This window comes from Pseudomonas sp. StFLB209, assembly GCF_000829415.1.
Classification (GTDB): Bacteria; Pseudomonadota; Gammaproteobacteria; order Pseudomonadales; family Pseudomonadaceae; genus Aquipseudomonas.
Genome location: NZ_AP014637.1, coordinates 42,699 through 61,918, shown reverse-complemented (window position 1 = coordinate 61,918; position 19,220 = coordinate 42,699). Strand labels below are relative to the sequence as shown.

12 protein-coding genes are annotated in these 19,220 nt (G+C 60.2%); 6 read left to right on the top strand and 6 right to left on the bottom strand.

The features are described from left to right. Window positions 1-116: 116 nt before the first annotated feature. The 6 genes from PSCI_RS28125 to PSCI_RS28115 all read right to left on the bottom strand — a co-directional run bounded on the left by PSCI_RS28125 (window position 117) and on the right by PSCI_RS28115 (window position 4,526). Window positions 117-1,127 carry a sulfotransferase family protein gene (locus PSCI_RS28125; protein WP_052483327.1) on the bottom strand — a complete coding sequence of 337 codons (1,011 nt, stop codon included), beginning with the start codon at window positions 1,125-1,127 and terminating at the stop codon, window positions 117-119. Beyond that, on the bottom strand, window positions 1,105-1,839 hold the full coding sequence (locus tag PSCI_RS00215) for an aspartyl/asparaginyl beta-hydroxylase domain-containing protein (protein WP_045481213.1): 735 nt from the start codon (window positions 1,837-1,839) through the stop codon (window positions 1,105-1,107). Before PSCI_RS00215 ends, PSCI_RS28125 begins: the two co-directional genes overlap by 23 nt. Next, window positions 1,840-2,316 carry a GNAT family N-acetyltransferase gene (locus tag PSCI_RS00210; protein ID WP_084709794.1) on the bottom strand — a complete coding sequence of 159 codons (477 nt, stop codon included), beginning with the start codon at window positions 2,314-2,316 and terminating at the stop codon, window positions 1,840-1,842. A 59-nt stretch (window positions 2,317-2,375) separates the two neighbouring features. Continuing rightward, on the bottom strand, window positions 2,376-3,017 hold the full coding sequence (locus tag PSCI_RS28120) for a phage tail protein (RefSeq protein ID WP_084709790.1): 642 nt from the start codon (window positions 3,015-3,017) through the stop codon (window positions 2,376-2,378). Window positions 3,018-3,124: 107 nt separating this feature from the next. After that, on the bottom strand, window positions 3,125-3,766 hold the full coding sequence (locus PSCI_RS00200; protein ID WP_045481209.1) for a phage tail protein: 642 nt from the start codon (window positions 3,764-3,766) through the stop codon (window positions 3,125-3,127). Between the two features lie 91 nt (window positions 3,767-3,857). Continuing rightward, window positions 3,858-4,526: a phage tail protein gene (locus PSCI_RS28115; protein ID WP_052483325.1), complete on the bottom strand. Its 669-nt coding sequence runs from the start codon at window positions 4,524-4,526 to the stop codon at window positions 3,858-3,860. A gap of 1,122 nt (window positions 4,527-5,648) precedes the next feature. Between PSCI_RS28115 and PSCI_RS00190 the strand changes: the two genes are divergently transcribed. The 6 genes from PSCI_RS00190 (at window position 5,649) to PSCI_RS00165 (ending at window position 19,178) form a co-directional block, all read left to right on the top strand. Next, a complete protein-coding gene (locus PSCI_RS00190; RefSeq protein WP_197540940.1) occupies window positions 5,649-7,154 on the top strand; it encodes a TolC family protein in 1,506 nt (501 codons plus the stop codon). Further along, window positions 7,151-7,954 (top strand): efflux RND transporter periplasmic adaptor subunit, encoded by an 804-nt coding sequence (locus PSCI_RS00185; protein WP_231906341.1) that lies wholly within the window; start codon window positions 7,151-7,153, stop codon window positions 7,952-7,954. The genes PSCI_RS00190 and PSCI_RS00185 overlap by 4 nt, the downstream gene beginning before the upstream one ends. A 20-nt stretch (window positions 7,955-7,974) precedes the next feature. Further along, entirely contained in the window at window positions 7,975-8,823 is an 849-nt protein-coding gene (locus tag PSCI_RS00180; protein WP_045481207.1) for a sulfotransferase family protein, read from the top strand. Between the two features lie 74 nt (window positions 8,824-8,897). Beyond that, the gene (locus PSCI_RS00175) at window positions 8,898-15,680 is read left to right on the top strand and encodes a DUF4347 domain-containing protein (RefSeq protein WP_045481205.1); all 6,783 of its coding nucleotides are present in this window, start codon (window positions 8,898-8,900) and stop codon (window positions 15,678-15,680) included. Continuing rightward, window positions 15,677-17,035 (top strand): efflux RND transporter periplasmic adaptor subunit, encoded by a 1,359-nt coding sequence (locus tag PSCI_RS00170; protein ID WP_045481203.1) that lies wholly within the window; start codon window positions 15,677-15,679, stop codon window positions 17,033-17,035. Before PSCI_RS00175 ends, PSCI_RS00170 begins: the two co-directional genes overlap by 4 nt. Window positions 17,036-17,045: 10 nt before the next feature. Beyond that, window positions 17,046-19,178, top strand: a complete 2,133-nt coding sequence (locus PSCI_RS00165; RefSeq protein WP_231906338.1) for an HlyD family efflux transporter periplasmic adaptor subunit — start codon at window positions 17,046-17,048, stop codon at window positions 19,176-19,178. Window positions 19,179-19,220 lie beyond the last annotated feature (42 nt).

Genomic DNA, 19,220 nt, shown 5'->3' with positions numbered 1-19,220 from the left:
CCGTTGGGGAGGGTGATCGCGAAGGCGGTCACTCTGAAACTGACCCGGAGCAGGAGCGGGAGTTTTAGATCAATCGGTTATAAGGAGGCGGCAGTGTCTGGCTGCTTGCTGGTCTTCTACACCACTTTTAGGGCGTTCAGTGCGTCGTATAGCGCTTGGGCACGCTGCAGTAAATCAGCATCCGGCGCCTCGCCCCAGCAGGTGACAGAGGGCGGATCGCCTCGATACGGCTCGCTGCCTTTGGCATGCCGCTGGGTTCTTTCCAGCATGCTGGCCCGCTGGTCGGTATCCAGTGCGATACCCAGCAGCGGTAACAGACGGTCGGGTACGGCGTCGGGCAGGCTGGCGTAATTCACCGGTACAAGCTGGCCCTGCTCTGCCGCTGCCAGAGCGGTCCGCATGAAGCGGTTCAATACATGCAGGCAGTAGATGTCCAGATTTGCCGCCAGCAGGTCGGCCGGTGCCTGGACCCAGGCCGGGTCGAGCATGCCGGGCAGCATCTGTGGGCCGCGCTGGCGTTGATGCGAGGCCATGACCTGCAACGGCTGGCGGTAAAGAAATAACGCAGGCACCTGCGGGAAGGCCTCACGCAGGATGTCCAGATGCTGAAGGTGCCAGCAGTCGAGTTTGATCACCAAATGCTGTTGCTGCGCAGTGCGTCGCTGGCCCAATGCGCGGGCCACGCCGCGCAGCAGGTGAATGCAGTCGGTACGCTTGAGTGCGCCCTGCTGGTATTGGTAGAGCAGCGAGTCGATCACCGGAGGCTCGGACAATGCCACGCAATGCGCCAGGGTTGCCAGCATCTGGGTGAACAGGGTCGAGCCGCAACGTGAAACGTGAAACACCAGGGCGCTCAGCGGCATGCCTTCGGGGAGTTCATCCAGGGCTGCGAAGTCAGTGAAGCAGCGCTGGCGTTGATCGACGGGCTGTCTGTTCAGGGTCTGGGTGAAGAAAGGTGCCTTGAAATCAAGTGTCTCGACGTTACGCCACCATATGCCTGGGGGCTGCTGGGTGGCCAGGACCGGAAGCCAGTTGGCTAGTGAGAGGGGGAGGATATCTGTGGCGCGAATCAAGGTGTTATGGGTCGACGTAAAAATCTGCTGCTCATGGTGTTGTTCCGCGGCCACGGTAAGTAGTCTCCAATTGTTGCGCCAGCATCAGCTCTCCAGGTGTTCCACCGCTACGCAAGTGTCTGATGATGGCTTGAACATTGTTATCGTTGATCAGTGGGTCGCCATAGGGAGAACGTGGACGTGCGATAAAGCCGCTACGCGTGAACAGTCGCTCAAGCCACGGGTTGACCCGACAATCGAGCATCAGGTGGGTGCGTGATTGGGGGCTGCGGTTGTAAACCGCATGTGTGCAGGCGGCGTTCAAGTACCAGGTGTCTCCAAGGCTCATATGCAGCGTTTGTTCTTCGACGACGAAAGTAACGTCCGGATGAGTCCGCAACGGAATGTGCAGGCGGGCGATTCCGTCCTCGAAGGCTCCACCACGGTCCCTGTGTGGTTTGATGCTTGATCCTGGTGTCAGAGTCATGAGACGTATTGAGCTTTTTTCACACTCGAAGGTATCGAGCACCTGCTGCAAGTAAGGGCATCGCTCAAGCGCTGGCGTGTCCTGATAGTTGGCATCGTCGGCGGTTGTAATATCGTTGCAAGCACCGTTTACGGAGCGCAGCGGCAAGCAGTGCCAGTTGCCTTCGTAGCAATGGGTATTGGAGTGTGCGATCCAGGGGGTGTTGTTGAGCGCCTGCAGTTCTGCCTCGATACGCTGCACCTCGAAGCTGAACGGCAGCTTGAGGTATTTGCAGGGATAGGGGGGGCGAGAAATGGCCACTCAACCCTGCCAACGCATATGGTCAGACACCTCATCACCGCCAATACGCTGAAAACCCAGCTTCAAGTACAGGCGTTGCGCTCCTTGATTGAAACGACGCACATTCAGTTCCAGTGCAATGCCTGCTGCGCTCGCCTGAGCCTGTGCCCAGCGTAGCAGGATCGTACCGTAGCCTTGGGAGCGCTCGGTCGCCAGCACGGTCAGGTCAACGATGTGCAGACGATCAAGGGTTTCATCAATCACCAGGCGCGCTACAGGCTGGCCGTTTTGCCAGAGCAGCAAGTGGCGAGCGTCGGGGAACTGAGAGCGATAGCCTTTGTCCTGCACCTGTTGTTGCAAGGTGATCAGTCCCTCAATGGCAGGGGTATCGCCCAGTAAAAGCAGATCTTCACGGGTGCTGCGATATAACTGGTCAAGGAATGGCTGGTCTGTGGTAGTCGCCAGACGCAGGTCGAGCAAGGGCATCGGATTGGACATTACGCGGGTCTCGACGCAGGGTGGGGCTCGCTATCGGTGGCCGATAGCGAGCCAGCTAATCAAGGGAAGCTGGGGTAGATGCCTAGCAGGCAAATGATGAAGTTCATACTGGTGAACGCAGGAGTAGAGTTGTAAGTGCCTTGTACCGTAACGGCACTGTTTTTAGTGATATTTTTCTGCACATTCAGAGTGGCTGCCAAGGTCACCGCTGAAGTCACTCCGCCGAGATTGACAGTAGGGCCTGTGGCGGGTGGCGAGGCCAGATAGATGCCTGCTTCAGCGGAGACTGCGGGCGTGGCAAGCGGGCTCGCATTCAGTACGGCCAGATCTACAGCGATACGTGCGCTGCCAGTGGCGTCGGTGCCTGCGGTAATGGTGGTGGTCGGCTTAAGCGATACCGTTGCAGGATGTGAATGCGCCGGAAGCTGGTTTTCCGCGATCTGCACGGTGCCGGTATAAGACGTTGCGCCATTGGTTTTTTTGCCGACCTGATTAACTGCGGCTGCGCCCAAGGCAAAAACATTGCGCAGGTCGGGCAAGAGAAAGGTGCTTTGCCCGTCGCCTCCGTAAGTGGTACCGATCAATGAATACAACGCTTGGTAGTCATTGATTTTCAGCGTTCGGCCATCACAAAGCGCCCAGTATTCGGGTACATAGGGGGCGGCCCAGGGCATGATCATTCCAATGTAACTATTGCTCATCGTGTCCTCTCGTCATGCAGAGGGGGATCCGCATGTCCTGTTCGATGGAAATGTTGTTCTGGTGCCGGTCAGGTCTGAACAACACATTATCAGTCAGAAGCTGGTTATCAGTTGCGCTGCGGATAGAGGCCGTTCACACAGATGATGTAGTTCAGCGTAAGGCTGGCCGGAATTGCAGACGTCACTGAGGCGTTTAGCGATACGACCGTATTTGCAGGGGCGGTACTGGCGCCGATTGTCGCGCTGCCTCCAGTCACTGTGGTGCTCACACCGCCAAGGGTGACCGGATTGACGGGCGTCGTGGTGGGCGGTAAATAAACCGCTGCCGCGTTCAGATTGGTAGGGGTGCCGCTCAGCCTGGCGCCTTCTGTTGCCTGGGTCGAACCGCCGGCCGGCGCTGTGCCGACGTCAATAGTGGTTGAGCCTGTCTGGCTGGTGATTGTGGCGGTAACAGGATGGCTGTGGGGCGGAATGTTTGCCGCTGTAAGAGCAGCCTGTAATTGAAACGTCTGCGGTTGCTTGCCTCTTACTGTCGATACCGTCGCAGGCGCGGCGCCCAGTGGCAGCATGTTACGCAGGTCAGGTAATGCAAACGTGGTTTTTCCATCGCCGCCGAAGCGGTTGCCGAGCAAGGAATAAAGCGCAGCGTTATTCTGAATACTGAGTACTGTTCCATCGCATAAAGCCCAGTTTTTTGGGACCTTGGCCATGGGCCAGGGAAGAATCGTAGCGATAAGTGCGTCGTCCATCGTTGTGCCTTATATGCCCGATAATCGGCATGGTTATAAAATGTTTATCAGAAGTCGAATCTGGCGGATTGAATGTCGGCAGTGTCGAATGTCACGACGGCTTCATGGGAAATTCGCCCTCTACACAGATGATGTAGCAGAGGTCCAAACTTGGAGGTTGCGTTGGCGCCTGACCATAGAACACCACGGGCTCTGGGCTATTGACAGGGTTGCCCGTTACAGCGGGACCTACGGCTACGCTGGGAGGCGTTGTGAACTCGGTTTTTACACCGCCGAGTTTGACCTGATTGGTAAGGCTGGTCGCAGCGGGCAGGTAAATAGACGCAGCAGATGCAACGCCAGCGGTGGTGCTGCATAGCATGGCGCCTTGTACTGGAGCTGCAGCGCCCTGGTTTTGAATGGTGCTCACTTTGACCTGAGTGGTGGCTACAAGTCCGGTCAGATTGATGTTGCTGTTCGGGTGTTCGTGTGCAGGCAGGTTATCAGCCGTCAGCGTGACGTATGGCTGAACCGGAACACTGGCCGCGCCACCGGTCTGGTAGACATTCTGGGGGATTGCGGTGCCTTGTATGAATTTGCCTACCAGATTGGGCAGGGCAAATGTCCCTTGCGATTGATTGCCTCCGTACGTGTTGCTGAGCACCGCAAACAAGGCCGGATTTTGCTGTATGGAGAGAGAGTCTCCGTTACACAGACGCCAGCCTACAGGCACATAACTGCCTGCCCACAGAATGATGGTTCCGATAAAAACGCCATCCATTTAATGCTCCTGATACATCATTTGAGGTTGCAGGGAAGAGCAGGCATCGAGTCTGGATGTCTGTTCAAGTAAAATGAGCTGGTCAATGATGCCGTCGGCCAGATAACTGCTTAAAGCAGCGCGTGCTATCAACGGCTGATCAATGAGTCAGAAGTTCATGCTGAGTCTGGCGCGTGGGCAAACCCGGACGACTTCGGGCAGCGCACAATGCAGTGATTCAAAAGGGGAGGGTTTGAAGAGCCTAACGATGCCTGGTGATGCGCACTGAGTGTTTGCATGGCTTCATCCGCTGAAAATACTGATATTCGAGCTTGATCCTGTAAGGCTACGAGCGGCTGGTTTTGTAGGACACAACCGGCGCGACAAATGTATGTCACGTTTTCAAAGACAGTTCCAGTGGTTGGCTCAAAAAAATATCGATCGAATCACGTCGCATCCAGCTGCGCTGAAACGCTCGTTATCCAGCTGTCGGGTGCTTCTAAAAATGTAGGCGAGGCAGCCCGCGCAACGCAGGTAGTTTTTAGAGGTGCCCTGTCGGTGATCGCGGCGGCTCTTATGGGCAAGCTGGAAACGATGGGCGCGGTAAGCGACATTACGGGTGACCCCGGTCACTCTTCGCCGTTTTTTGCCTTGCGCTGGCTGCCTCGCCTACGTTTTCAGAGGCGCCTCATTGGCTGCGTTACGAACTGAATATTGCAACGTGTGCCCGGTCAGGGCCTTCCGTTGGTCAGATCATCGGGTTTATAAATGCCGCGCGAATGAAGACAATTTGACATCATCAAGCCCACGCACTATTTTTTGCGGCAAAACTGCGCCCGTATTTTTTTGTGGGCACTGTGTAACAATTGCGAAACAAACTTGCGTGCATCAAAGTGGTGCGCGTGCCATGACACTATCAAGTTCAAATTTTTCTGGATTCATTCACTGTCGCAGTCTTTTTACTGAAAGCATCGCGGATACAAGCGCTGGAGTCGCTGATTGCTACGATTGGCTGAATGGATTCAGAGGGGCGGGCAACGGCTCGTTCTTGATCTAGGGGAATAAGGAAGTATGCCTTTCAAGCTCGCAACCGTTGCAAATCATCCCGTCATGGCCGCCATGCCAGTTCTCTCAATCATGCGCGTGAGCAGTCTCGCATCGATCCTGCTGCTGACCGGCTGTATGAGCCTGTCGCCAGAGCCGATCGACAAAAACGCGTTGCAGCAGCAGGCTGCTCAGGATTCGCTTACTGCTCGTCAGAACGTGCCAGCGATAAATGGTTCACTAAGTCTTGATGAAGCCATCGCCAGAGCCCTGAAGTACAACCTCGAAGCCCGCTCTCGGCAGATGGAGCAGGCGCTCGCGATGAGCCAGTACGATGTCGGCAATTTCGACATGCTGCCGAAGATGATCGCCGCTGCCGGCTACAGTCATCGCAGCGAGTACGCCACTACCCGTGCCGTGGACTCGGTGACTGGCGAACCGTCATTGGCCAACCCTTATATCTCCAGCGACAAACACCATGCCACCAGTGATCTGGGTCTGACCTGGAGTGTGCTGGACTTTGGTCTTTCATATTACAGTGCCAAGCAGAACGCTGATCGTGTGCTGATCGCTTCAGAGCGCCGTCGGCAGGCCATGCATGTGCTGGTGCAGGACGTGCGCAGTGCATTCTGGCGTGCAGCCAGTGCACAGAAACTGCGTCAGTCGGTGAAAGACTCTACCCTCCTTGCCGAGTCGGCCTTGGCTGATGCGCGTCAGGCTGAGAGCGAGCGTTTGCGTTCACCGGTCGAGTCGCTGCGCTATCAGCGCCAGGTGCTGGAAAACCTCCGGCTGCTGGAGGCCATCGAGCAAGAACTGGGGACTGCCCGTATCGAACTGGCAGCCTTGATCAACGCGCCGTTGGGTACTGAACTGACCGTGGTGGAACCGGCCGAGTCGTTCAACCAGCGGGTGCTCGACCTGCCCGTCGAACAGTTGGAAGCTCAGGCCTTGGCACAGAATGCCCTGCTGCGCGAGCAGAACTACAACACGCGCATTGCTGGCCAAGAGACCCGCAAGACGCTGCTGCGTCTGTTTCCCAATCTCAGCCTGAATTACAGCCTGCGCCACGATTCGGACAAGTATCTGATCAATAACAATTGGAACGAAGCGGGCGCCCAGCTTTCTTTCAACCTGCTCAATATTCTCAGTGCCCCGGCGCAGATGCGTCTGGCCAAAGCCGGTATTGCTGTCGCTGATCAGCGTCGTGTGGCGACCCAGATGGCCGTTTTGGCTCAGGTCCACATTGCGCGTCTGCAATATGCCAATGCCTTGCAGCAATTTCAGCGCGCCGATGCCATCTGGCAGGTGGACGACCGCCTGAACCAGCAGAGTGCTAACCGCAGCCAGGTGCAAACCACAGGCAAACTGGACACTGTGGCCAGCAACACTTCAGCCATTCTCAGTCAATTACGCCGTTATCAGGCCATGGCTCTGGCCAATGCTGCGGCCAGCAAGCTGCAAGCTACATTGGGGCTTGAACCGAGTATCGGTGACCTCGATCAGGTGCCACTCCAGCAACTGCAGGATGAGGTGCACGCCTCGCTCCGCCAGTGGAACCAGGGGCAGTTGACGGCACCTGTGCCGACCCCCGGAGCGGGTCAATGAAACAGATGAACTGGCGTCGCAGCCTGGGTCTGATATGTGGCCTGGCCTGGCTGCCTGCGGTCCTCGCGGCAGATCCGGCACCTGCTGCTCCGTTGCCTGTGACCGCAGCCCCCGCCACTTCAACTGATGAGGTTCGGGATATTCGGGCGCAACTGGCTCCGCGCCAGTTCACCACTTTGGCATCGGAAATCGGTGCCAAGATCAGCAGTTTGCCGGTGCCCGAGGGCAGTGCATTCAAAAAAGGACAGGTGCTGGTGGGCTTTGACTGCTCGCTGCAGCAAGCGCAACTGAACAAGGCGCGGGCCGGACTTTCCGCCGCTGACAAGACCTGGAGTGCCAACAAGCGGCTCAATGAGCTGAACTCTATCGGTCAGGTCGAGTTGCAGGTGTCCGAGGCTGAGGTGATGAAAAATCGCGCCGAGGTTTCGCTGATGAGCACCATGCTTGGCAAGTGCAGCATTACGGCGCCGTTCGCCGGACGAGTGGTTGAGCAGAAAATGCGTGAACAACAGTTTGCGCAGCCTGGCCAGGCGATTCTCGACATTCTTGACGACAGCGTACTGGAAATCGAATTCCTGGCACCTTCGCGCTGGTTGTCCTGGCTCAAGAACGGCACCTTGCTGCAACTGCGGGTGGATGAAACCGGCAAGCAATATCCGGCCAAGATCACCCGTATTGGTGCACGGGTTGACCCGGTTAGCCAATCGATCAAGCTGGTGGCAACTATTGACGGGCACTATGCCGAACTGATTGCTGGTATGAGCGGCACGGTGGTCTTGAGTCAACCCGTAAGTCACTGACCCTTCGGCAAGGACATGCTATGAGCGCTCTCGCGCAGAAGTACCATTTCATCACCGGCCTGCCGCGCTCCGGCTCGACACTGCTGGGTGCGCTGTTGTTGCAAAACCCGCGCTTCCACGCGGGCATGAGCAGCCCGGTAGGGGTCCTGGTCAACAACCTTATTGCCCAGTTTGGTGCCGGTAGCGAGTTGGGCCACATGCTTGACCAGGTTCAGCGCCAACGTCTTGTACGAGGTGTTTTCGATGCCTATTACGCAGACAAAGCCGACAAGTCGGTGATTTTCGATACCAATCGTAATTGGAGTGCCAGCATGTCTTTGCTGGCAGAGCAATTCCCGCAAGCCAAGGTGATTGCTTGTGTGCGCAACGTTGCTTGGGTCATGGACAGTCTGGAGCGGCGCTACCGTGCCAATCCGTACGAGGTGACCCAACTGTTTGGTGACGGCGTTGAGCGTAATACGGTGTATAGCCGTGTCGAGACTCTCGGTCAGCGCAATCGCCTAGTGGGGTATCCGTGGTCGGCCTTGAAAGAGGCGTTTTACGGCGAACACGCAGGCCGCCTGCTGCTGGTCGACTACGACTTGTTGGCCCAGGCTCCGCATAAAGTCATGCCACTGATTTATTCGTTCATCGGTGAGCCAGTCTTTGAGCACGACTTCGAGGCCGTCAGTTACGACGCCCCCAGCTTCGACGCTGCTTTGGGTGTGCACGGCATGCATGAAGTGCGGCGCAAGGTGGAGTTGCAAACGCGACGCACCATTTTGCCTCCCGATCTGTTCGCCCAGTTCGAAAAACTGGCGTTCTGGCATAACCAGGATGGCAGTGCTGCCAGCGTGATCACTGCCAGGCCGATAGTCGGTACTCAATAGGCAGCATTGACTGCCGATAACGTTTCAGCCTTCCCGTTTTGCGTCGTACCGCCTTCAGAGCAAGGACCGCCCCCATGAACATCGATAAGACCCAGTGCCCGAATTCCGCCGACCTGCCCCGTGTATTGCAGCGTCGTAAACCATCGCCCCTGGCGCTGGAGGCTCGGATCATGTTCGACGGTGCGGCCGTTGCGACCGCAGGTGATGCTGCCAAACCGGTAGTCGCTGGCGAAGCACCGACTGCGCACATCGCAGAACTGGCCAAGGCCGTGGCCGCACAGTCGGCCAGCCGGGTTGCAGAGTCCGCAGTGGCGAGCAAGGCGCCTGCCGAGCAACCACCGGCGAGTGTGGGGCCTTTGACCGAACGGGCCAGCGAAGGTTTGCCAGGCGATGTCAGCAAACTGTTGTTCGTTGATGGCGCGGTCACCGATTACCAGCAAATCATTGCTGCGGCTGAGCCCAATGTGAAGGTTGTCATACTCGATACCGCGCGTGACGGCATTACCCAGATTGCTGAAGCGCTGCAAGGTCTGCAGAACGTCGAGTCGATCAGCATCGTTTCCCATGGTGGCAATGGTTTGTTGCTGCTTGGCAACAGTGCGTTGTATGGCGACAACCTGAGCGACTACCAGGCTGAACTGGCGACGATCGGTAATGCCTTGCGCACTGGTGGCGAAATTCTGTTGTATGGCTGCGATGTTGGTGCCGGAAGCGCAGGTGACAGCTTTATTCGCAGTCTGGCAGAGGCGACCGGTGCGGTGGTCGCAGCCTCGACCGATGACACCGGCAATGTAGCCGGTGGCGGCAACTGGGAGCTGGAAATCAGCACCGGAGCCTTAAGCAGCCTGCCGGTCCTGGATACTTCGCGCCTGGCAAACTACGACTACACCTTGGCCACCGACAGCGCTTCGTCGGTCACGCAACTTCAGGGACTGCTGAATTCATACGGTGGTAATGGTGAAGATGACACCATTACGCTGTCCGGAAATATTTCGTTCCTCGCCGGCGATGCGACACTGACCTTCTCGATAAATGATGGCCATGTCACCACCATCGAGGGCAACGGGCACACTATCGACGGCGGTAACTACCGGCAAATCATGCACATGAATGCAGGTAATGGCAGTCTTGTCATCAAGAACGTCACCCTGACCAATGGCATGGCCAGTGGTCGGGGCGGTCTTAGCGTTGATGAAAGCGAGCCGGGATACAACGCGCAGAGCAACCTGGGTGGTTCGGGGCTGGGTGGGGCTATCTACAACGCCGGGACACTGACCATTACCGGCAGCACCATTACCGGCAACAAGGCCACCGGTGGCGGTGGCGGTGGCGGTCATTACAATTATGCTTTGGGTGGCGGCGGTGGCGGTGGCTCAGGCACCGCAGGGCGTGGCGGTGCTGGTGGCGGTGACTTCATCTATGGTGGAGGTGTTCTTTATAGCGGCCAATCTGCGTCGGGGGCAGCGGGTGGGAAGGGAGGCAGCTACTTAGACAGTTTCGGTGGTCTTGGCGGTCAGCCCGGAATAGCGGGCACAGGCCAGGTTATTTCTGGCCAGGGAGCGTTGAGCATTGGCGGTTCGGGCGGCGCTATTGCAGGTATCATCGGCGGTGGCGGTGGCGGTGCGGGTAATGTTACCGGTGCGACGGGCGGTCATGCGGCGGGCGGTATCTATAATGCTGCCACCGGCAGACTGACAATCAATGGCGGCTCGGTCATCAGCAATAACTCTGCAGCCGCTGGCGGTGGTGGCGGTGGCGGCTATTCCAGCGTTACCTACCCGAACGCTGTCGGCAATGGCGGCGATGGCGGCAATGCGTACGGCGGTATCTGGAATAACGGCGGCACTGCGATCGCCAGTGCCGATACGACCTTCAGTGGCAACCAGGCCAGTGCAGGATTCGGTGGTACATCAGACGGAAAGAATGGCCGTAGAGATGGCCTGGACGGTACTGCCAATAACAACGGCAACTATGTTCTGGAGAGCACACCGGCCGTGCCGCCGACCATCAGCGGCACCGTCGCCAGCCAGCCGGTCAACGACAATGCCACGCTGCAGCCGTTTTCCGGTGTCACCCTCACCGGCGGCAACGTTACTGTCACTATCACTCTGGATAACGCGAGCAAAGGGGCTTTCACTTCTGCGGCGGGTTTCACCAGCAGCAATGGTGGTCTGACTTATACCAGCGCCTCTGGCAGTGCTGCTTCTGTGCAGGCTGCATTGCGCGCCCTGGTCTACCAGCCGGCCAATAACCATGTGGCGGTCGGCAGTACCGAGACCACTACCTTCACGTTGTCGGTCAACGACGGCACCAACCCGGCGGTAACTAACAGCACTACCACGGTGGTCGCCACCTCGATCAACGATGCGCCGACCCTGACCGGCAACATGACGGTGCCGACGGTTCTCGAAGATGCCAGCAGCAACAACGGTACATCGATCACCAGCATTGTTGGCGCCGCCTTTTCTGACCCGGATCTCAATGCGTCGCTGGCTGCCCTGATCGTGGTGGGCAACCCGGCCAACCTGGCAACTGAAGGCCTTTGGCAGTACTCCACCAATGGCGGTACCAATTGGTACGCAATCGGTACGGTCAGCGTTACTTCCGGGCTGATACTTTCGCCTGCGACGCTGGTGCGTTTCGTGCCGGTGGCCGACTACAACGGCACCACTCCGGCCTTGACGGTTCGTGCGCTGGACAATACGTTCCCGGGTTCTACCAGTAGCGCAGCGGCCTCTCAAACCCGCGTTACCATGGATACCAGCAATAACGGTGGCAGCACGTTTATTTCTGCTGCGACCAGAACCATTAGCGGCACCATCACGGCGGTCAACGACGCGCCTTCGTTCACCCAGGGCGGTAACGTGACCGTGCTGGAGGACGCCGGTGCGCAAACGGTGACTGGCTGGGCCAGTAATCTCAGTGTCGGGCCGGGCAACGAGTCAGGGCAAACCCTGACCTTTACCGTCAGCAACGATAACAATGCGCTGTTCAGTACTCAGCCCGCCATCGATGCGAATGGCAATCTGACGTTTACCGCCGCTGCCAACGCCAGTGGTACTGCGACGGTTACTGTGACCCTGAAAGATTCAGGCGGCACAGCCAATGGCGGGGTCGACACCAGTGCGGCGCAGACCTTTACCATCACCATCACCGGGGTCAACGATGCACCGACCGGGCTGGGCAATCTGACCTTGCCGGCGATTCTGGAAGACGCGAGCAGCCCTGCCGGTACTGCGATCAATGCGCTGCCGGGCTTCAATTTCGTTGATGTCGATGCCGGTTCCAGCCTCAGTGGCATCGCTGTAGTGGCCAACTCCGCCGATGTCGCCGATGGGCTCTGGCAGTATTCGGTCAATGGCAGCGACTGGTATGCGGTCGGTACGGTCAGCAATACCGATGCCCTGCTGCTGTCGGCCAGCACGCAGTTGCGTTTTCTGCCGGCTGCCAACTACTTCGGTAGTCCGGCTGCGTTGAGCGTGCGAGCGATAGACAACACCTTCGCTGGTGCTTACAGCACCAGCACCGCCTCGCGACTGGATGTGTCTGGCAATGGTGGCTCGACGCCGTTCGCGGCCAGCACCAACACCATTGGCATCAGCGTGACCAGCGTCAACGATGCGCCGGACTTCACCGCGGGGGCCGATGTGACTGTCCTGGAGGACGCCGGGCCGCAGACCATCGCGGGCTGGGCCACCAATCTGTCGGTCGGGCCTGCCAACGAGTCCGGGCAGACCCTGATGTTTATCACCACCAATAGCAATAACGCGCTGTTCAGCGTCCAGCCAGCGATAAGCCCGAGTACCGGTGACCTGGCCTTCACTGCGGCGGCCAACGCCAATGGGGTCGCCACTGTTACCGTGCGGCTGAGCGACAGTGGTGGCACCGCCAATGGTGGAGTGAATTTCGTCGAAAAGACCTTCACTATCAGTGTAACGGCGGTCAATGACGCACCCTCGGGAAGTCCGACCGTCACTGGCAGCGCTCAGGAGGGCCAGACCCTGACGGCCAGCACTTCGGGTATTGTCGATGTCGATGGCCTGTCAGGCGTAACGTTCAACCACCAATGGCAGGAGTTTGCCAACGGCAGTTGGTCAGACATCAACGGCGCCAACGCTGCCAGCTTTGTTCTGGGCAGCGATCAGGTCGGCAAGTCGGTGCGCGACAAGGTTACCTACACGGATAACGGTGGCACCCTGGAAACCCTGTTCAGCGGGCCATCAGCGACCGTTGCCGGGGTCGTGCCAGCAGTCAGCTCGATCGATCGTGCTTCGGCCGAGGTGGTGCTCGCCTCGGCGACCAGCATCGTCTACAACGTGACCTTCAACGTGGCGGTCACTGGCGTAGACACCAGCGATTTCATCCTGACGACCACCAGTGGTAACGCCTCTGGCGTTATTGACTCGGTGAGCGGGACAGGCAATACCCGGCAAGTGACGGTCAGTAGCCTGGCCGGTGACGGTACCTTGCGCCTTGATCTCAAAGGCTCCAACACCGGCATCGTGTCGGGTAGCAATACCGCTATCGGCGGCGGCTTCACTACCGGCCAGACCTACACCGTGGACCGCGTAGCGCCGGTGATCAGCAATCTGCAGGGGCCCAACGTGCCACAACGGGTCGGTGACACCATCACCGTGACGCTGACCGTGAGCAACGATGGCGGCGTGCCTTACACCCTCGCCCCGGGCAGTACTGTTGCCGGATATTCGCTGGTCAATCTGACGCCCATGAGTAGCACTCTCTACAGAGCGCAATACGTGGTGACCGATGGCGGCACCGATTACGCCGGCTCGGCCAGCCTGCCGGTGAACGTCGGTTTGATGGATGCTGCAGGCAATACCGCCACCTGGACCACGGCCATTACCCAGTCCCATGACTCCATCAATGCCAATGCGCCGAGCGGCATGCAACTGAGCAACACCAGCCTGCAAAGCGCCAACAGCGCCAACGCGGTGGTCGGGACACTGAGTACCACCGACCTGAGTGTGGTGGACTCCTTTACCTACACGCTGGTCGCTGGCACCGGCTCCACCGATAACGCCAGGTTCACGGTAGTCGGTGATGAGCTGCGGGTGAGCAGTCAGGCGCTCACCGCCGGTATCTATTCGGTACGCGTGCGCAGCACCGATAGCGGCGGTAACTCGTTCGAGCGCAGCTACAGCATTGCGGTCAATGCTTATGTGCCGCCAGCAGCCAACCCTGATACGGCGCTCGCCACCGAGGCAGGCGGGGTGAGCAATGCCACGCCGGGCGTTAACCCGACCGGCAACGTGCTTACCAACGATGACGGCAGTGATGTACGCACGGTGACCGCAGTGGGAGGGGGCACCGTGGGCAGCCCGCTCACCGGGACCTATGGCACCCTGACGCTCAACAGCGACGGCAGCTACAGCTACGTGGTGAACAACAACAGCGCGGCGGTGCAGGCATTGCGCACCACGGCTGACACCCTGACCGACACCTTCCAATACACGATCGCCGACAATACCCTGGCCACCAGTACCTCGACCCTGACCATTACCATTCGCGGTGCCAACGACGCACCTGAGGTCAATGGCATCGTCAGCGTGCGCGAGGTGACCGAAGGCACACCGTGGACCTATACGTTCCCCAACGGCATGATCACCGATGTCGATGCCGGTGATTCGCTGACCTGGAGTGCCAGCCTGATGGGCGGCGGAGCATTGCCGGCCTGGCTGAGCTTTGACCCCGCCACCCGTACCTTTACCGGCACCCCGACCACCGTGGGTGATATCCGCGTGACCGTCACGGCGACGGACCTGAGCAACGCTTCGGCGAGCCTGACTTTTACCGTGCGTACCAGTGCTGTACCGGTGGTGACCCCGCCCGTCACACCACCAGTCAACCCGCCAACCGAGCCGGTAACGCCGCCTGTCACGCCACCGGTGACACCACCGACCGAACCCGTCACGCCGCCTGTTACGCCACCGACTGAACCGGTGACGCCGCCGGTCACGCCACCTGTGACACCGCCGGTTGATCCGGTGACCCCGCCGGTGCAGATCGCTGATCCGCAGGTGCCGAACACACCGACCCCGTTGCCGCCAGTGCTGGCGCCTGCCACGAACGTTGTTCTGCCGAGCGTCGGGTCCGGCAGCGTACTGGCGGATACGGGAGCTACGGTCAATGCCAACCAGTTGATTACCGAGCAGCAGCTTGGCGGTGTCAGCACTCTGACGGCGATAGAGATTTCGCGCCCTGAGGGGGCCAATCGCAGTATCGTCGAAGCAGCGGGTTCCGCTACTGGCGCTCAAGCCGGCTTCACCCAGTCGCCGGTTTCCGGGGCGGCCTTGGGCGTTTTCGTCAATCCACTCAACGACAGTGCTCAGCGCCAGGGCTCGACCTTTATCAGCTCGCCAGCACTGAGCAGCGGCCTGACCGATGTTGGCCGTGGCGGCTTCCAGGTGGTGTCGCTGGTCTCTGAGCAGCCAGGCCTGCGCGTGCTGAGCGGCGTTGCTGACCAGCAACTGAGCGCTGGCCAGACCTGGAACTTCACCGTACCGGCCGATGCCTTCGCCCACACCGAGCAGAACCCCGGCATCACCTTGCGTGCCACCCTGGCCGATGGGCGGCCGCTGCCGGCCTGGTTGAGCTTCAACGCAGCCAGCGGCCAGTTCGAAGGCCGTCCGCCGGAAAATTTCAATGGCGAACTGGTGATCAAGGTCCAGGCCCGTGACCAGAATGGTCGCACTGCGGAAGCTAACTTCCGGGTCAATGGCCAGGGCAGTGCGGGTGCGAATGGCCGTGCCGAAGCGCCAAGCGGGCGTAGCGGTTTGTCTGAGCAACTGCGTGCCGCAGCCAAGCGGGCGCCGTCGCTGGCTGCGGCGGGCGCATGACCGATTTGTCTTCGCCGCAGCCACCGCAAGGCGTGTCGGCCGCGGCGCTGGACCTGCTGCTGAGCCTGGCCCGTCGGGCCAGGCATGCCAGCGACAGCGTCGAGCTGGACTTTCTGGCGGTCAACGAAGGTCATGCGCTGGTGCCCTATCGCCAGGCGGCGCTGTGGTTCGAGCAAGAAGGGATAAGGGCGCTGTCGGGCGTGGTGCAGAAGGAAGCCAACGCACCTTATGTGCAGTGGCTGGAACAACTGTGCCGGGCGCTGCATGCACAAGGGCAGGGGCCTCGCCAGGTCACCTCCGTTGACGTGCCTGAGGCACTGGCCCGTGAGTGGGGTGACTGGCTGCCGGTGTACCTGCTGTGGCTGCCGATGTCGGGGGAGGCCACCACTGGGGCCTTGCTGCTGATGCGCGACACGCCCTGGCAGCCCATTGAGGTGGCGTTGCTGGATGAATGGCGTGATGTGTTGCAGCACGCGTTCGAGGCGCGCCTGCGCAGCGAGCCGCCGTCGTGGCGTCGCCGGCTGGCGGGGCTGCGCCGTAGCTGGCGGCGCCCGCGTCGTCTGGCATTGCTGGCTGGCCTGATCATCGCCCTGGGGTGCCTGCCGATTCATCTGACGGTACTGGCGCCGGGCGAACTGGTGCCGGCCAACCCGGCCACCTTGCGGGCGCCGATGGATGGTGTGCTGGGCGCATTCATGGTTGAGCCCAATCAGCAGGTGGTCAAGGACCAGCCGTTGTTCACCTTTGACGAGGCGGCACTGACCAGCCGCCTGGAGGTGGCCCGTCAGGCGCTGGTCACTGCCGAGGCTGAATACCGGCAAACCGCGCAGATGGCGGTCTACGACCCCAAGGCCAAGTCACAGCTGGCCATTCTGGCCGGCAAGATCGAAGAGCGCCGTGCCGAGTCCGACTACCTGCAAGGTCAGTTGCAACGCTCGCGGGTGGTGGCGCCACAGGACGGTATTGCGCTGTTCGATGACCCCAGTGAGTGGATTGGCAAACCGGTGACCACCGGTGAGCGGATCATGCGCATCGCACTGCCGCAGGATGTCGAAATCCAGGCCTGGCTGGCGGTGGGCGATGCGATCCCGCTGGAGGCCGGAGCACCGGTCAGGCTGTACCTCAATGCCAGCCCGCTGACACCCGTGGCCGCCCGGTTGCGCTATATCGCCCACGACGCCGAGCAGCAACCCGACGGCAGCTACGCCTATCGGGTGCGGGCCACCCTGGATGCCACCACTGATCAGCGTGTGGGCCTCAAAGGCACGGTCAGGCTGAGTGCCGAGCAGGTGCCGCTGGCTTACTGGGTGTTGCGTCGCCCGCTGGCCGCGGTGCGCCAGATGCTGGGGGTCTGAGGTGGCGGTCATGGCCGCTGCGGCCGCCGGGCCTGCGGCGGCGCCGGTCATGGCGCCGCTGCGCGAGGAACTGGCGTTGTTTCCAGGTCCCGCCCTGAGCGATGGGCAACCGAGCTGGACCTTGCACGACCCGATCCGCAACCAGTTTTTCCGCATCGACTGGCTGAGCTTCGAAATCATTTCGCGTTGGGAGATGGCTGAGGCCGCAGCGATTGCAGCGGACATCTCACGCCAGACCACGCTGCAGGTGCTCGCAGAGGATGTGCTGGAGTTCACCCGCTTCCTGCACGACAACCAGTTGTTGCAGCGCCTGCCCGGCAGTGCCACGGCCATGGCCGCGCAGGTGCGTCAGCGCAAGGGCGGTTTCTGGCACAACCTGTTGCACGGTTATCTGTTCTTCCGGGTGCCGCTGGTGCGCCCGGATGCCTGGTTGCAACGCACCCAGGGTTGGGTGGCGCCATTGTTCAGCAAGGGCTTTGCCTGGCTGACCCTGATGGTGCTGGTGTTGGGGCTGATTCTGGTCGAACGCGAATGGACCCGCTTCACCTCCACCCTGATCGATACCTTTTCCTGGCAAGGGCTGGCCGGTTACGGTGTGACCATCGTGCTGATCAAGATCCTTCACGAGCTGGGGCACGCCTACACCGCCAAGCGCTATGGCTGCCGGATCCCGGCGATGGGTGTGGCATTTCTGGTGATGTTCCCGATGGCCTACACCGACACCAACGAGGTGTGGAAGCTGGCCCGCCACAAGCAGCGTCTGGCAGTGGCTTCGGCGGGGGTGGCGACCGAACTGGTGGTCGCGGCCTGGGCGACCCTGGCCTGGGCGCTGCTGCCCGATGGCCTGCCCAAGTCGTGCGCGTTCATGTTGGCGACCACCACCTGGATTGCGACGCTGGCCATCAATACCAGCCCGTTCATGCGCTTTGACGGTTACTTCCTGTTGTCTGACTGGTTGGACATGCCCAACCTGCATGGCCGCTCGTTTGCCCTGGCGCGCTGGCACCTGCGCGAAAATCTGTTTGGCCTGGGGCTTGAGCCGCCGGAGTATTTTTCTCCGAGTAAAACCCTGGGGCTGATTCTGTTCGCCTACGCCACGTGGTTGTACCGGCTGGTGCTGTTTCTGGGTATCGCGGTGCTGGTTTACCACTTCTTCATCAAGGCCGTGGGCATTGTGTTGTTCATCGTTGAAATAGGCTGGTTCGTGTTGATGCCGTTAATCAAGGAAGTGCGTCTGTGGCCGCAGTTGTTGACGCTCAAGGGAAGCCGCCGGGGGCTATGGCGGCTGGCACTGATTGTGCTGCCGCTGGTGCTGTTGCTGGTGGTGCCGTTGCCCACGCGGGTTGGGTCTTCGGGGCTGTTGCGCCCGGCAGAGAGTTTTCCGGTGCATGCGCCGGCCGGCGCACAGCTGGTCAGCCTGAGCAAGGCCAACGGTGAGCCCGTGAGGGCCGGTGAGGTCATGCTCGAACTGGCCTCGCCGGACCTGCAGCGGCGCTGGAGCCTGGCCCGCACGCAGCTTGAGACGATCCGCCAGCAGGCGGCCAATACCGGCATCGACCCCGCCTTGCGGCAGAACATGCAATTGCTCGCGCAACAGGAAAGCACGGCGCGCGCCGAACTGGCCAGTGTCCAGGCCGAACTGGCGCGCTATGCGCCGCGTGCGCCGTTCGATGGCGTGCTGTACAACCTCGAACCGGGCCTGAAACCCGGCGTCTGGGTCAGTGCCCACGAGCGTCTGGCGACCCTGGTGCAGCCTGGTATCTGGCGGGTGGAAACTTATCTGGATGAGGACGATGTAAGGCGGATCAAGGTTGGTGACCGTGCGCGCTTCTACGCCGACGGCCGCGCTGACCTGAGCCTGTCGTTGCGGGTGGAGGCCATTGAGCAGGACGCCACCCGGCAATTGCTCAATGGTGAGCTGTCCAGCGCCGCCGGCGGCTCGGTGATGACCCGCGACAAACACGGCAAACTGATCCCGGAGCGGGCGGTGTACCGGGTGACGCTGAGCAGCGAGCAACCGCCAGAGCTGGCGCAACTGCAAAGCTGGCGCGGCAAGGTGGTGATTGCCGGTGACTGGCAATCGCTGGCGCAAAGCTTCCTGCGTTCGGTATTGGTAGTGATCTGGCGCGAGACCGGGTTCTGAGGCGGCTGCGCCAGGTTGGCTAGCCAGGTCGACTGCCGGGGG

Excerpts from the sequence above, each read along its gene's own strand:
- PSCI_RS28120 (WP_084709790.1), bottom strand. The coding sequence starts at position 3,017 with ATGAGCAATAGTTACATTGGAATGATCATGCCCTGGGCCGCCCCCTAT.
- PSCI_RS00210 (WP_084709794.1), bottom strand. The coding sequence starts at position 2,316 with ATGTCCAATCCGATGCCCTTGCTCGACCTGCGTCTGGCGACTACCACA.
- PSCI_RS00200 (WP_045481209.1), bottom strand. The coding sequence starts at position 3,766 with ATGGACGACGCACTTATCGCTACGATTCTTCCCTGGCCCATGGCCAAG.
- PSCI_RS00180 (WP_045481207.1), top strand. The coding sequence starts at position 7,975 with ATGAGCGCTCTCGCGCAGAAGTACCATTTCATCACCGGCCTGCCGCGC.
- PSCI_RS00175 (WP_045481205.1), top strand. The coding sequence starts at position 8,898 with ATGAACATCGATAAGACCCAGTGCCCGAATTCCGCCGACCTGCCCCGT.
- PSCI_RS00170 (WP_045481203.1), top strand. The coding sequence starts at position 15,677 with ATGACCGATTTGTCTTCGCCGCAGCCACCGCAAGGCGTGTCGGCCGCG.
- PSCI_RS28115 (WP_052483325.1), bottom strand. The coding sequence starts at position 4,526 with ATGGATGGCGTTTTTATCGGAACCATCATTCTGTGGGCAGGCAGTTAT.
- PSCI_RS00185 (WP_231906341.1), top strand. The coding sequence starts at position 7,151 with ATGAAACAGATGAACTGGCGTCGCAGCCTGGGTCTGATATGTGGCCTG.
- PSCI_RS00165 (WP_231906338.1), top strand. The coding sequence starts at position 17,046 with ATGGCCGCTGCGGCCGCCGGGCCTGCGGCGGCGCCGGTCATGGCGCCG.